Source organism: Streptomyces sp. NPDC001970 (assembly GCF_053594115.1).
In genome coordinates this window covers 331,608-344,480 of sequence record NZ_JBSFDW010000001.1, presented here as the reverse complement: position 1 = coordinate 344,480, position 12,873 = coordinate 331,608, and the positions used below count along the sequence as shown (strand labels likewise).

Below are 12,873 nucleotides of genomic sequence, written 5' to 3'. Positions count from 1 at the left end.
CGCCGGTAAGGTGGCGTGCGTTGTTGCTGTATATGCCGGGGGGTGACCCTCGGAACACCGGCCGCGAGGTCCGCCCCACCAGGGTCCCGAGCGGTTCTTGACCAACCACGTATTCGTCGAACCTCAAGACCGTCACCTCTGACGCTTTGCGCGGGGGTCGCAGGAGGCACCGTGCTCACCGCGTTCGCCCGGGCGTTCAAGACGCCCGACCTGCGCAAGAAGCTCCTCTTCACGCTCGGCATCATCGTGCTGTACCGGATCGGTGCGCACATCCCGGTCCCCGGCGTGAGCTACGAGAACGTCCAGATCTGTGTCGACCAGGCACAGCGGTCCAACGGCAGCCTGCTGGGTCTGGTCAATCTGTTCAGCGGCGGAGCGCTGCTGCAGATCACCATTTTTGCGCTCGGCATCATGCCCTACATCACGGCGAGCATCATCCTGCAGCTGCTGACCGTGGTCATTCCGCGCCTCGAAGCCCTCAAGAAGGAGGGCCAGGCCGGCACGGCCAAGATCACGCAGTACACGCGTTACCTCACGGTCGCCCTGGCCGTGCTGCAGGGAACGGGCCTCGTCGCCACCGCGCGCAGCGGTGCGCTGTTCTCGGGCTGCCCCGTCGCGAGCGAGATCGTGCCCGACCAGTCGATCTTCGTGACCGTCACCATGGTCATCACCATGACCGCGGGTACCGCCGCGGTCATGTGGCTCGGCGAGCTGATCACCGACCGCGGTATCGGCAACGGCATGTCCATCCTGATGTTCATCTCCATCGCGGCCGGCTTCCCGGGCGCGCTGTGGGCCATCAAGGTGAGCGGCAAGCTCGCCAAGGGATGGATCGAGTTCGGCACGGTGATCCTGATCGGCTTCGTGATGGTCGCGCTCGTCGTCTTCGTCGAGCAGGCCCAGCGCCGGATCCCGGTGCAGTACGCGAAGCGGATGATCGGCCGCAGGTCCTACGGCGGTACGTCCACGTACATCCCGCTCAAGGTGAACCAGGCGGGTGTGATTCCCGTCATCTTCGCCTCGTCGCTGCTCTACATTCCGGCGCTGATCGCCCAGTTCTCCAGCGGGACCTCCGGCTGGAAGACGTGGATCGAATCCCACTTCGTCACCGGTGACCACCCGTACTACATCACCGCCTACTTCCTCCTGATCGTTTTCTTCGCGTTCTTCTACGTGGCCATCTCGTTCAACCCCGAGGAAGTCGCGGACAACATGAAGAAGTATGGTGGCTTCATCCCGGGTATCCGGGCTGGTCGACCTACCGCCGAGTATCTGAGCTACGTGCTCAACCGGATCACCTGGCCGGGCTCGCTGTACCTGGGTCTGATCGCTCTTGTGCCGACGATGGCGTTGGCAGGCTTCGGTGGCGCCAACCAGAACTTCCCGTTCGGTGGCACCAGCATCCTCATCATCGTGGGTGTCGGTCTCGAGACCGTGAAGCAGATCGAGAGCCAGCTCCAGCAGCGCAATTACGAAGGGTTCCTCCGCTGATGCGAATCGTCCTCGTCGGACCGCCCGGTGCCGGCAAGGGAACGCAGGCCGCGTTTCTTGCCAAGAACCTGTCGATCCCTCACATCTCCACGGGCGACCTCTTCCGGGCCAACATCAGCCAGGGCACGGAACTCGGCAAGCAGGCCAAGGCGTACATGGACGCCGGCAACCTGGTGCCCGACGAGGTCACCATCGGGATGGCACGGGACCGCATGGCTCAGCCGGACGCCCAGAGCGGCTTCCTGCTGGACGGCTTCCCCCGCAACGTCTCCCAGGCCGAGGCGCTCGACGCCGCCCTGGAGGCCGACGGAGTGAAGCTGGACGCGGTGCTGGACCTGGAGGTCCCCGAGGACGAGGTCGTGAAGCGGATCGCGGGTCGCCGCGTCTGCCGCAACGAGAGCGCGCACGTCTTCCACGTGTCGTACTCCGCGCCGAAGGCCGAGGGCGTCTGCGACGTCTGCGGCGGCGAGTTGTACCAGCGGGACGACGACTCGGAGGAGACGGTGCGCAAGCGGCTCGAGGTCTACCACACGCAGACCGAGCCGATCATCGACTACTACAAGGCGCAGGACCTGGTGGTCACGATCTCCGCGCTCGGCAAGGTCGCGGACGTGACCGAGCGGGCGATGGAGGCTCTCCGTAGCGACCGGGCCCCGCAGGCCTGACAACGGTCATTCACTGAGCTGTACGCGATACGGCCGCGGTGTCCCTGGGACGCCGCGGCCGTATCGTTGATTACCCACACGCTGATTACCGACGACTACGCTCCCGACCCGGAAAGGCGCCGGCCCTCATGGTGCAGATCAAGACCCCCGAGCAGATCGCGAAGATGCGCGAGGCGGGACTGGTCGTCGCCGCCATCCATGCGGCGACCCGTGAGGCGGCTGTCCCCGGGGCCACCACCCAGGATCTGGACGAGGTCGCCCGCAAGGTGATCGCCGACCACGGCGCGAAGTCGAACTTCCTCGGGTACGGCGGGTTCCCCGCCACCATCTGCACGTCGGTGAACGAGGTCGTGGTCCACGGCATCCCCGACGAGAAGACCGTCCTCAAGGAGGGCGACATCATCTCCGTCGACGCGGGCGCGATCGTCGACGGCTGGCACGGCGACGCGGCGTTCACGGCGTTCGTGGGCGACGGACACGCCCCGGAGCTGCTCGAGCTCTCCCGGGTGACCGAGGAGTCCATGTGGGCCGGCATCGCGGCGATGAAGAACGGCAACCGGCTGGTCGACATCTCCCGCGCCATCGAGACGTACATCCGCCGGCAACCGAGGCCCGCCGGCGGCAAGTACGGAATCATCGAGGAGTACGGCGGCCACGGCATCGGCACCGAGATGCACATGGACCCCCACCTGCTGAACTACGTCACCCGCAAGCGCGGCAAGGGCCCGAAGCTGGTCCCCGGCTTCTGCCTGGCCATCGAGCCGATGGTCTCCCTCGGCACCCCGCACACCGAGGTGCTGTCGGACGACTGGACCGTCATCACCACGGACGGCACCTGGTCCTCGCACTGGGAGCACTCGGTGGCGCTGACCGAGGAGGGCCCGCTGGTCCTCACCGCCGTCGACGGCGGCCGGGCGAAGCTCGCGGAGCTGGGCGTCACGGCGGCTCCGGATCCCCTCGCATGATGATCTGTCCTGTTGGGCAAACTTCCCGGATTCGTCTTTTGCCGGGGGCCTGACGTAGACTGATGTGTCGGCTCTCGTGTACCCGTATGTCCGCTCGCGGACAGGTGACAACGAGAGTCGATCAAGGTAGCCGATTCGAAGGGCGAAGCGTGGCCAAGAAGCAAGGTGCCATCGAAATTGAGGGCACCGTGATCGAGTCCCTGCCGAACGCCATGTTCAAGGTAGAGCTCCAGAACGGTCACAAAGTCCTCGCGCACATCTCCGGCAAGATGCGGATGCACTACATCCGTATCCTCCCGGACGACCGGGTTGTCGTGGAACTGTCTCCGTACGACCTGACGCGTGGCCGGATCGTCTACCGGTACAAGTAGATCTTGCCGTCACCCCTCCCGTGGGGTGCTGGCACTGACCCGGAGAACCTCACATCCCATGAAGGTCAAGCCGAGCGTCAAGAAGATCTGCGACAAGTGCAAGGTGATCCGCCGTCACGGCCGGGTCATGGTCATCTGCGACAACCTGCGCCACAAGCAGCGCCAGGGCTGACGCACGACCTCCTGCATTTCGCAGTTACTTCGCGCGACGCGAGCAATACATGTAGATACGCAGAACCCGCCCAGCCCGCAAGGGTCGGCGGCACCTCCGGCGGGGGCCGGGGACCCGGACGTACCACCTCTTCGATCAGGAGAGGTCGGCGGTCGGGAGTGGTTCTGCGGAAGACCCCCGAACATCACAGGAGCCATTGAATGGCACGCGTTTCCGGTGTTGACATCCCGCGCGACAAGCGCGTGGAGGTCGCACTCACCTACGTTTTCGGCATCGGCCGCACGCTGGCGAAGGAGACCCTCGCCGCGACCGGTGTGAACCCGAACACCCGCGTTCGTGACCTGGGCGAAGAGGACCTGGTCAAGATCCGCGAGTACGTGGACGCCAACCTCAGGACCGAGGGTGACCTCCGCCGCGAGATCCAGGCCGACATCCGCCGCAAGGTCGAGATCGGCTGCTACCAGGGTCTGCGCCACCGCCGTGGCCTGCCGGTCCGCGGTCAGCGCACCAGCACGAACGCTCGCACCCGCAAGGGCCCGCGTCGCGCCATCGCCGGTAAGAAGAAGCCGGGCAAGAAGTAGTCCACAGCGGACGACTGTCCACGGTCTTCGCTGTAGGACCGACCACCTCCACGGGAGAAATACATGCCCCCCAAGGGACGCCAGGGCGCAGTCAAGAAGGTGCGCCGCAAGGAAAAGAAGAACGTCGCTCACGGCCACGCGCACATCAAGAGCACGTTCAACAACACGATCGTCTCGATCACGGACCCGTCGGGCAACGTGATCTCCTGGGCCTCCGCCGGCCACGTCGGCTTCAAGGGCTCGCGCAAGTCCACCCCCTTCGCCGCGCAGATGGCCGCCGAGTCGGCCGCCCGCCGCGCGCAGGAGCACGGCATGCGCAAGGTCGACGTCTTCGTCAAGGGTCCCGGCTCCGGCCGTGAGACCGCGATCCGTTCCCTGCAGGCCACCGGCCTCGAGGTCGGCTCGATCCAGGACGTCACCCCGACGCCGCACAACGGATGCCGTCCGCCGAAGCGCCGTCGCGTCTGACACAGGGCTGAGGCGGGTGGCCTCCGGCTGGGGGTGTGGGGGTCGTCCCCCACGATTCGCAGCACGGATGCCGTCCGCCGAAGCGCCGTCGCGTCTGACCCTGTAAGGGTTTCTTTCGGGCGGTACGGCCCTTCGGGGACGTACCGCCCGTACCCTTGCTGTATCCGAGGGCGTCAAATAGCGGGCGCCCACGACTGAAGGAACTGAAGACATGCTGATCGCTCAGCGCCCCTCGCTGACCGAAGAGGTTGTCGACGAGTACCGCTCCCGGTTCGTCATCGAGCCGCTGGAGCCGGGCTTCGGCTACACCCTCGGCAACTCGCTCCGCCGTACGCTCCTCTCCTCGATCCCGGGCGCTGCTGTCACGTCCATCCGGATCGACGGTGTCCTGCACGAGTTCACCACCGTGCCGGGCGTCAAGGAGGACGTCACCGACCTGATCCTGAACATCAAGCAGCTGGTCGTCTCCTCGGAGCACGACGAGCCGGTCGTGATGTACCTGCGCAAGCAGGGTCCGGGTCTGGTCACCGCCGCCGACATCGCGCCCCCGGCCGGTGTCGAGGTCCACAACCCCGACCTGGTCCTGGCCACGCTGAACGGCAAGGGCAAGCTGGAGATGGAGCTGACCGTCGAGCGCGGTCGCGGCTACGTCTCCGCCGTGCAGAACAAGCAGGTGGGCCAGGAGATCGGCCGTATCCCGGTCGACTCCATCTACTCGCCGGTGCTCAAGGTCACGTACAAGGTCGAGGCGACCCGTGTCGAGCAGCGCACCGACTTCGACAAGCTGATCGTCGACGTCGAGACCAAGCAGGCCATGCGTCCGCGTGACGCCATGGCGTCGGCCGGCAAGACCCTGGTCGAGCTGTTCGGTCTGGCGCGCGAGCTCAACATCGACGCCGAGGGCATCGACATGGGTCCGTCCCCGACGGACGCCGCCCTGGCCGCGGACCTGGCGCTGCCGATCGAGGAGCTGGAGCTCACGGTCCGCTCGTACAACTGCCTCAAGCGCGAGGGCATTCACTCCGTGGGTGAGCTCGTAGCCCGCTCCGAGGCCGACCTGCTCGACATCCGCAACTTCGGTGCGAAGTCGATCGACGAGGTCAAGGCGAAGCTGGCCGGCATGGGCCTGGCCCTCAAGGACAGCCCGCCCGGATTCGACCCGACCGCCGCCGCCGACGCCTTCGGCGCCGACGACGACGCGGACGCGGGGTTCGTCGAGACCGAGCAGTACTGATAGCTGCCCGCAGGCGTCCGCCTGCGGGGCCCTGACACCGGTACCTGATACGGCCGGTGCAGATCTCAAGGAGAAGAACCATGCCGAAGCCCGCCAAGGGTGCCCGTCTGGGCGGCAGCGCCGCGCACGAGAAGCTGCTTCTCGCGAACCTCGCGAAGTCGCTGTTCGAGCACGGCCGCATCACCACGACCGAGGCCAAGGCCCGCCGCCTGCGTCCGGTCGCGGAGCGTCTGATCACGAAGGCGAAGAAGGGCGACATCCACAACCGTCGCCTGGTGCTGCAGTCGATCACGGACAAGGGCGTCGTGCACACGCTCTTCACCGAGATCGCTCCGCGCTACGCCGAGCGTCCGGGTGGCTACACCCGGATCACCAAGATCGGCAACCGTCGTGGCGACAACGCCCCGATGGCCGTGATCGAGCTCGTCGAGGGCGAGATCGCGAAGAAGGCCACCGTCGCCGAGGCCGAGGCCGCCACCAAGCGTGCGGTCAAGGAGTCCGACGAGGCCAAGGCCGAGGAGACCAAGGCCGCCGAGGCCGAGGTCGTCGAGGACGCCAAGCCGGCTGACGAGGCCAAGGACGCCTGAGCGTTCTGATCGGCTGTACGGCTGAGGACGGGCCCGTTCCCCATTGGGGGGCGGGCCCGTTCCCTTGAAAGGGATATGAGACGTGAGCGACGACGTGAAGCCCGGATTCGTGCGGGTGCGGCTGGACCTGTCGTACGACGGCAGGGACTTCTCCGGCTGGGCGCGGCAGACCCGGGGGCAGCGGACCGTACAGGGCGAGATCGAGGACGCGATCCGCACGGTGACCCGGTCGTCCGAGATGTACGAGCTGACCGTCGCCGGCCGCACGGACGCCGGGGTGCACGCGCGTGGACAGGTCGCCCACGTCGATCTCCCGCAGTCCCTGTGGGACGAGCACCGCGAGAAGCTGCTGCGGAGGCTCGCCGGGCGGCTCCCGCACGATGTGCGGGTGTGGAAGGCCGAGGAGGCCCCGGCGGGGTTCAACGCGCGCTTCTCGGCGGTCTGGCGGCGGTACGCCTACCGCGTCACGGACCATCCCGGCGGCGTCGACCCGCTGCTGCGCGGCCATGTGCTCCGGCACGACTGGCCGTTGGACGTGCACGCCATGAACTCCGCCGCCGAACGGCTGCTGGGGGAGCACGACTTCGCCGCGTACTGCCGCAAGCGTGAGGGTGCCACCACCATCCGGACGCTGCAGGAGCTGCGCTGGGTGCGGGGTGCGGACGGGATCCTCACCGCGACCGTGAAGGCCGACGCCTTCTGCCACAACATGGTGCGCGCGCTGGTGGGCGCCATGCTGTTCGTCGGCGACGGGCACCGGCCGGCGGACTGGCCGGGGAAGGTGCTGGCCGCCGGCGTACGGGACTCGGCCGTGCACGTCGTACGGCCGCACGGACTCACGCTGGAGGAAGTCGGCTATCCCGCCGACGAGTTGCTGGCCGCCAGGAACCTGGAGGCCCGCAACAGGCGGTCGCTGCCGGCCTCACTGACCGGCGGGAGCGGTGGCTGCTGCTGACGCCTGCATCTCGCCGCGCGCGACGATCTGACGGAACGTGAACTCGGCCAGGTCGTCGCCCGGCTGGAACGCCTTGGTGTCGCCCTTGGTGACGGACTTTCCGTCGAGATGACCGGTGGCCGTGAAGTAGGCGTACCGGCCGTAGGAGTTGCCTACGAAGCGGCAGACCGGGCCGCCCTTGCAGAAGCCGGCGACGCCGGAGCCGGCCAGCGGGGCGACGTTCTTGACGGACCGTTTGACGGCCGCCTGGGCCTGAGCCTCCGTCGGGAAGACGGCGACACCGATGGTGACGGCCACGCCTTCCCTGGTGTACGTGGCGCGGATGACCTGGTCGCAGCCGTTGGCGGTGAGGACGGCGCCGAGCGAACCCTGGGTGGCCGAGGCGCAGTCGGTGGTGCGGGCGGTCGGGCCCTTGGCGTACACCCGGTCGCCCATCGTCAGCTTCTTGCCGGGGAAGAGGGTGTCGGCGCTGAGCGGCGCCGTGTCCTTCTTCTCGTTGGATATGAAGTCCTTGGGGTTGGGCGGGGGAGGCGGCGCCACGGACGAGAACGAGGGCTCGGGCCGGCCCGTCTCGTTCGGCAGAGCCGGAGCCGCGGGCAGGTCACCGGCCTTCTTGCCGGGGTCGCCGGTGGTCTTGTTCATCGAGACGACGGCCGTGGCGACGATCGCGGCGATCGCCGCCGTCGCGAGTGCGCCGCCGCCGATGAGCAACCATTTCCTGCGCCGGGCGCGCGCTGCGGACGCTTCCGCCAGCGCGGCCCAGTCGGGTGTCTGCGGCTGCTGTGCGTGCTGGTGCGGCTCCTGCGGCCACTGGGGTCCCCCAAAGCTCATGCCGCGCATCCTAAACCGGTTGGGCGGGAGCGTGTCCGGCGGTGAGAATGCCAGCCATGGGACATCTCGAGGCCGGACATCTGGAGTACTACCTGCCGGACGGGCGGCCGCTGCTGGGCGACGTCTCCTTCCGGGTGGGGGAAGGCGCGGTGGTCGCGCTCGTCGGCGCGAACGGCGCGGGCAAGACCACACTGCTCCGGCTTCTGTCCGGGGAGCTCAAGCCGCACGGCGGGACCGTGTCGGGGAGCGGCGGGCTCGGCGTGATGCAGCAGTTCGTGGGGTCGGTGCGGGACGAACGCACGGTCCGGGACCTGCTGGTGTCCGTGGCCCAGCCGCGGATCCGCGACGCGGCGCGGTCGGTCGACGAGGCCGAGCACCTCATCATGTCCGTCGACGACGAGTCCGCGCAGATGCGGTACGCGCAGGCGCTGAGCGACTGGGCCGAGGTGCAGGGGTACGAGGCCGAGACGGTCTGGGACATGTGCACCACGGCCGCGCTCGGGATGCCCTACGAGAAGGCGCAGTGGCGGCTCGTACGGACGCTGTCGGGCGGTGAGCAGAAGCGGCTGGTGCTGGAGGCGCTGCTGCGCGGGCCGGACGAGGTGCTGCTGCTGGACGAGCCGGACAACTATCTGGACGTGCCGGGCAAGCGGTGGCTGGAGGAGCGGCTGCGCGAGACGCGTAAGACGGTGCTCTTCGTGTCCCACGACCGGGAGCTGCTGTCGCGGGCCGCGCAGAAGATCGTGGCGGTGGAGCCGGGGCCCTCGGGCAGCACGGTGTGGGTGCACGGCGGCGGCTTCGACACCTTCCACGCGGCGCGGCGGGAGCGGTTCGCGCGCTTCGAGGAGCTGAAGCGGCGCTGGGACGAGGAGCATGCGCGGCTGAAGGCGCTGGTGCTCAAGCTGCGGCAGCAGGCGGCGAACAGCCCCGACATGGCGTCGCGGTACCGGGCGATGCAGACGCGGTTCAGGAAGTTCGAGGAGGCCGGCCCGCCGCCGGAGCCGCCGCGTGAGCAGGACATCCGGATGCGGCTGCGGGGCGGACGGACGGGTGTGCGGGCGGTGACCTGCTCCGGTCTGGAGCTGTCGGGCCTTATGAAGCCGTTCGACCTGGAGGTCTTCTACGGGGAGCGGGTCGCGGTGCTCGGGTCGAACGGCTCGGGCAAGTCCCACTTCCTGCGGCTGCTGGCCGGGGAGGGCGTGGCGCACACGGGGGAGTGGAAGCTGGGGGCGCGGGTCGTGCCCGGGCACTTCGCCCAGACCCACGCGCACCCGGAGCTGCTGGGCCGCACCCTCGTCGACATCCTCTGGACGGAGCATGCCAAGGACCGGGGCGGGGCGATGAGCGCGCTGCGGCGGTACGAGCTGGAACAGCAGGGCGACCAGTCGTTCGACCGTCTGTCGGGCGGGCAGCAGGCGCGCTTCCAGATCCTGCTGCTGGAGCTGCGCGGGACGACCGCGCTGCTGCTGGACGAGCCGACGGACAACCTGGACCTGGAGTCGGCGGAGGCGCTGCAGGAGGGCCTGGAGGCGTACGAGGGGACCGTGCTGGCGGTCACGCACGACCGCTGGTTCGCGAAGTCCTTCGACCGGTATCTGGTCTTCGGCGCGGACGGCCGCGTACGGGAGACGGCGGAGCCGGTGTGGGACGAGCGGCGGGTGGAACGGGAGCGGTAGCGCCGCCTGGGCCTTCGGCCGCGTCCCCGGCTGTGGGGCCGAGGCGTTTTGACCCGCGTGGGTGCCCGAAGGTATTCTTCTGGTTCGTTATGCGTATTGGCTTGGTCGTTCTCACGCGAGGGGCCCTTACGCCGGTTCACCGGGCCGATGACCAGCGGCATGCACTCGGGTTGCGTCCCCGATGTGCGGCCAAGGCTGTCGTGATCGTCCGGGTGGCCTTAGGACCCTTCCCCTAAGCCCTAGGGCTTGGGGATACCCCAACACTGAGAAGCGAAGGCTACGACCGTGCGTACGTACAGCCCCAAGCCCGGCGATGTCACCCGCCAGTGGCACGTCATCGATGCCCGGGACGTCGTCCTGGGTCGTCTGGCGACCACTGCCGCCACCCTTCTGCGGGGCAAGCACAAGCCGATCTACGCGCCGCACGTTGACGCTGGTGACTTCGTCATCATCATCAACGCCGACAAGGTGCACCTGTCCGGCAACAAGCGGACCCAGAAGATGGCGTACCGCCACTCCGGCTACCCGGGTGGTCTGCGTTCCATCCGCTACGACGAGCTCCTCGAGAAGAACCCCGAGAAGGCCGTCGAGAAGGCCGTCAAGGGCATGCTCCCCAAGAACACCCTGGGCCGTCAGATGCTCTCGAAGCTGAAGGTCTACGCGGGCGAGAACCACCCGCACGCTGCTCAGCAGCCGGTCCCGTTCGAGATCACCCAGGTCGCGCAGTAAGTCCGGCCACCCCCTAAGACGAAGAGAATTCTGAGGAGAATCGTGGCCGACGAGACCACCACCGAAGTTCCGCTCGAGGGCGAAGAGACCTACGCAGAGGTCACCACCTTCGAGTCCGAGACCCCCGTCGAGGGCGAGTACACCAGCGAGTCGCTCGCGTCCCGCTTCGGCGAGCCGCAGCCGGCCGCCGGCCTCGGCCGTCGGAAGAACGCCATCGCCCGCGTCCGGATCGTTCCGGGCACCGGCAAGTGGAAGATCAACGGTCGCACCCTTGAGGACTACTTCCCCAACAAGGTGCACCAGCAGGAAGTCAACGAGCCCTTCAAGGTGCTCGAGCTCGACAACCGCTACGACGTCATCGCCCGCATCTCGGGTGGCGGCGTCTCCGGCCAGGCCGGCGCCCTGCGCCTCGGCGTGGCCCGCGCGCTGAACGAGGCGGACGTGGACAACAACCGCGGCCCGCTGAAGAAGGCCGGCTTCCTGAGCCGCGACGACCGCGCGGTCGAGCGCAAGAAGGCCGGTCTGAAGAAGGCCCGTAAGGCGCCGCAGTACAGCAAGCGCTAATCCCGCCTGCTTGCCACATACGGCATACGTTCGCCCCGGCGGCACTCCGTGCTGCCGGGGCGTTCCGTTTGAACGGACGGAAACGGACCCGGGGTGACCCCCCGGGGTGACACAACTCGATGCCTCGGGCGTATAAACACAGGACAACGCTACGAGGCCCCTCGTTTTCGGAGCATTTTCGGAGGACACCAGTGGGACGACTCTTCGGCACGGACGGTGTGCGCGGTGTCGCCAACGCGGATCTGACGGCGGAGCTCGCGCTCGGTCTGTCGGTCGCGGCGGCGCACGTGCTCGCCGAGGCGGGCACGTTCGAGGGCCATCGGCCGACGGCGGTGGTCGGGCGTGATCCCCGCGCGTCCGGGGAGTTCCTGGAGGCCGCCGTCGTGGCGGGTCTCGCGAGCGCGGGCGTGGACGTCCTGCGCGTCGGTGTGCTGCCCACCCCCGCTGTGGCGTACCTCACCGGCGCGCTGGGCGCCGACCTCGGCGTGATGCTCTCCGCGAGCCACAACGCCATGCCCGACAACGGCATCAAGTTCTTCGCGCGCGGCGGCCACAAGCTGGCCGACGAGCTGGAGGACCGTATCGAGTCCGTGTACGAGGAGCACCGCACCGGCGCCCCGTGGGACCGGCCGACGGGCGCCGGGGTGGGCCGTGTGCGCGACTACGACGAGGGCTTCGACAAGTACGTCGCCCACCTGATCGCGGTCCTGCCGAACCGGCTCGACGGGCTGAAGGTCGTCCTCGACGAGGCGCACGGTGCGGCGGCCCGGGTCTCGCCCGAGGCGTTCGCGCGGGCCGGCGCGGAGATCGTCACGATCGGCGCCGAGCCGGACGGGCTCAACATCAACGACAACTGCGGCTCGACCCACCTGGGCCTGCTGAAGGCCGCGGTCGTCGAGCACCGGGCGGACCTGGGCATCGCCCACGACGGTGACGCCGACCGCTGCCTTGCCGTGGACGCCCGGGGCAACGAGATCGACGGCGACCAGATCCTGGCCGTGCTGGCCCTGGCCATGCGCGAGGCGGGCACGCTGCGCGGGAACACCGTCGTCGCGACCGTCATGTCGAACCTCGGCTTCAAGCTGGCGATGGAGCGCGAGGGCATCGAGCTGGTGCAGACGGCGGTCGGCGACCGCTACGTCCTGGAGTCGATGAAGGAGCACGGGTACGCCCTCGGCGGCGAGCAGTCCGGCCACGTCATCGTCCTCGACCACGCGACGACCGGCGACGGCACGCTGACCGGTCTGATGCTGGCGGCGCGGATCGCGGCGACGGGGCGCTCGCTGGCGGAGCTGGCCGGTGTGATGGACCGCCTGCCGCAGGTCCTGATCAACGTCCCGGACGTCGACAAGTCGCGCGTCGCGACCTCGGACGACCTGGCGGCGGCGGTCACCGACGCGGAGCGCGAGCTCGGCTCCACGGGCCGGGTGCTGCTGCGCCCGTCCGGAACCGAGCCCCTCGTCCGCGTGATGGTCGAGGCCGCGGACATCGACCAGGCACGGTCGGTGGCGGGTCGGCTGGCCGACGCGGTGAAGTCTGCGCTGGGCTGACGGAGGACGCCGCACAAGCCGTACGGGGGAACGG

The 12,873-nt window shown here is 68.5% G+C and carries 15 protein-coding genes; 14 read left to right on the top strand and 1 reads right to left on the bottom strand.

Annotated elements, in window-relative coordinates; translation table 11 throughout:
- The first annotated feature begins 171 nt into the window (after positions 1-171).
- The 10 genes from secY (at position 172) to truA (ending at position 7,489) form a co-directional block, all read left to right on the top strand.
- A complete protein-coding gene (gene secY / locus ACWCP0_RS01615) occupies positions 172-1,491 on the top strand; it encodes a preprotein translocase subunit SecY (RefSeq protein ID WP_451076860.1) in 1,320 nt (439 codons plus the stop codon).
- The gene (locus ACWCP0_RS01610; protein ID WP_451076859.1) at positions 1,491-2,156 is read left to right on the top strand and encodes an adenylate kinase; all 666 of its coding nucleotides are present in this window, start codon (positions 1,491-1,493) and stop codon (positions 2,154-2,156) included. Before secY ends, ACWCP0_RS01610 begins: the two co-directional genes overlap by 1 nt.
- A gap of 128 nt (positions 2,157-2,284) precedes the next feature.
- A complete protein-coding gene (gene map / locus ACWCP0_RS01605; RefSeq protein ID WP_451076858.1) occupies positions 2,285-3,121 on the top strand; it encodes a type I methionyl aminopeptidase in 837 nt (278 codons plus the stop codon).
- A 149-nt stretch (positions 3,122-3,270) separates the two neighbouring features.
- Positions 3,271-3,492: a translation initiation factor IF-1 gene (gene infA / locus ACWCP0_RS01600; protein ID WP_003956442.1), complete on the top strand. Its 222-nt coding sequence runs from the start codon at positions 3,271-3,273 to the stop codon at positions 3,490-3,492.
- A 58-nt stretch (positions 3,493-3,550) separates the two neighbouring features.
- Complete coding sequence (rpmJ, locus tag ACWCP0_RS01595) at positions 3,551-3,664, top strand: 50S ribosomal protein L36 (protein WP_003956441.1); 114 nt, start codon at positions 3,551-3,553, stop codon at positions 3,662-3,664.
- A 200-nt stretch (positions 3,665-3,864) separates the two neighbouring features.
- Positions 3,865-4,245, top strand: coding sequence for a 30S ribosomal protein S13 (gene rpsM / locus ACWCP0_RS01590; RefSeq protein ID WP_451076857.1), 381 nt, complete (start codon positions 3,865-3,867; stop codon positions 4,243-4,245).
- Between the two features lie 63 nt (positions 4,246-4,308).
- Positions 4,309-4,713, top strand: a complete 405-nt coding sequence (gene rpsK, locus ACWCP0_RS01585; RefSeq protein WP_017949643.1) for a 30S ribosomal protein S11 — start codon at positions 4,309-4,311, stop codon at positions 4,711-4,713.
- A 211-nt stretch (positions 4,714-4,924) separates the two neighbouring features.
- Positions 4,925-5,947, top strand: a complete 1,023-nt coding sequence (locus tag ACWCP0_RS01580) for a DNA-directed RNA polymerase subunit alpha (protein ID WP_003956430.1) — start codon at positions 4,925-4,927, stop codon at positions 5,945-5,947.
- Positions 5,948-6,027: 80 nt separating this feature from the next.
- A complete protein-coding gene (gene rplQ / locus ACWCP0_RS01575; protein WP_451076856.1) occupies positions 6,028-6,534 on the top strand; it encodes a 50S ribosomal protein L17 in 507 nt (168 codons plus the stop codon).
- A gap of 82 nt (positions 6,535-6,616) precedes the next feature.
- Entirely contained in the window at positions 6,617-7,489 is an 873-nt protein-coding gene (gene truA / locus ACWCP0_RS01570; protein WP_451076855.1) for a tRNA pseudouridine(38-40) synthase TruA, read from the top strand.
- Here the strand turns inward: truA and ACWCP0_RS01565 are convergent.
- Complete coding sequence (locus tag ACWCP0_RS01565; RefSeq protein WP_451076854.1) at positions 7,457-8,320, bottom strand: hypothetical protein; 864 nt, start codon at positions 8,318-8,320, stop codon at positions 7,457-7,459. The genes truA and ACWCP0_RS01565 overlap by 33 nt on opposite strands.
- A 47-nt stretch (positions 8,321-8,367) precedes the next feature.
- Here ACWCP0_RS01565 and ACWCP0_RS01560 point away from each other — a divergent pair, with 47 nt between their 5' ends.
- The 4 genes from ACWCP0_RS01560 to glmM all read left to right on the top strand — a co-directional run bounded on the left by ACWCP0_RS01560 (position 8,368) and on the right by glmM (position 12,839).
- Entirely contained in the window at positions 8,368-9,996 is a 1,629-nt protein-coding gene (locus tag ACWCP0_RS01560; protein WP_451076853.1) for an ABC-F family ATP-binding cassette domain-containing protein, read from the top strand.
- A gap of 285 nt (positions 9,997-10,281) precedes the next feature.
- Positions 10,282-10,725, top strand: coding sequence for a 50S ribosomal protein L13 (gene rplM, locus ACWCP0_RS01555; RefSeq protein WP_351226521.1), 444 nt, complete (start codon positions 10,282-10,284; stop codon positions 10,723-10,725).
- A 42-nt stretch (positions 10,726-10,767) separates the two neighbouring features.
- Positions 10,768-11,289: a 30S ribosomal protein S9 gene (gene rpsI, locus ACWCP0_RS01550; RefSeq protein ID WP_351226519.1), complete on the top strand. Its 522-nt coding sequence runs from the start codon at positions 10,768-10,770 to the stop codon at positions 11,287-11,289.
- Between the two features lie 191 nt (positions 11,290-11,480).
- Positions 11,481-12,839 carry a phosphoglucosamine mutase gene (glmM, locus tag ACWCP0_RS01545; protein ID WP_451076852.1) on the top strand — a complete coding sequence of 453 codons (1,359 nt, stop codon included), beginning with the start codon at positions 11,481-11,483 and terminating at the stop codon, positions 12,837-12,839.
- Positions 12,840-12,873 lie beyond the last annotated feature (34 nt).

Excerpts from the sequence above, each read along its gene's own strand:
- ACWCP0_RS01610 (WP_451076859.1), top strand. The coding sequence starts at position 1,491 with ATGCGAATCGTCCTCGTCGGACCGCCCGGTGCCGGCAAGGGAACGCAG.
- map (WP_451076858.1), top strand. The coding sequence starts at position 2,285 with ATGGTGCAGATCAAGACCCCCGAGCAGATCGCGAAGATGCGCGAGGCG.
- rpmJ (WP_003956441.1), top strand. The coding sequence starts at position 3,551 with ATGAAGGTCAAGCCGAGCGTCAAGAAGATCTGCGACAAGTGCAAGGTG.
- rpsM (WP_451076857.1), top strand. The coding sequence starts at position 3,865 with ATGGCACGCGTTTCCGGTGTTGACATCCCGCGCGACAAGCGCGTGGAG.
- rpsK (WP_017949643.1), top strand. The coding sequence starts at position 4,309 with ATGCCCCCCAAGGGACGCCAGGGCGCAGTCAAGAAGGTGCGCCGCAAG.
- ACWCP0_RS01580 (WP_003956430.1), top strand. The coding sequence starts at position 4,925 with ATGCTGATCGCTCAGCGCCCCTCGCTGACCGAAGAGGTTGTCGACGAG.
- rplQ (WP_451076856.1), top strand. The coding sequence starts at position 6,028 with ATGCCGAAGCCCGCCAAGGGTGCCCGTCTGGGCGGCAGCGCCGCGCAC.
- ACWCP0_RS01565 (WP_451076854.1), bottom strand. The coding sequence starts at position 8,320 with ATGAGCTTTGGGGGACCCCAGTGGCCGCAGGAGCCGCACCAGCACGCA.
- ACWCP0_RS01560 (WP_451076853.1), top strand. The coding sequence starts at position 8,368 with ATGCCAGCCATGGGACATCTCGAGGCCGGACATCTGGAGTACTACCTG.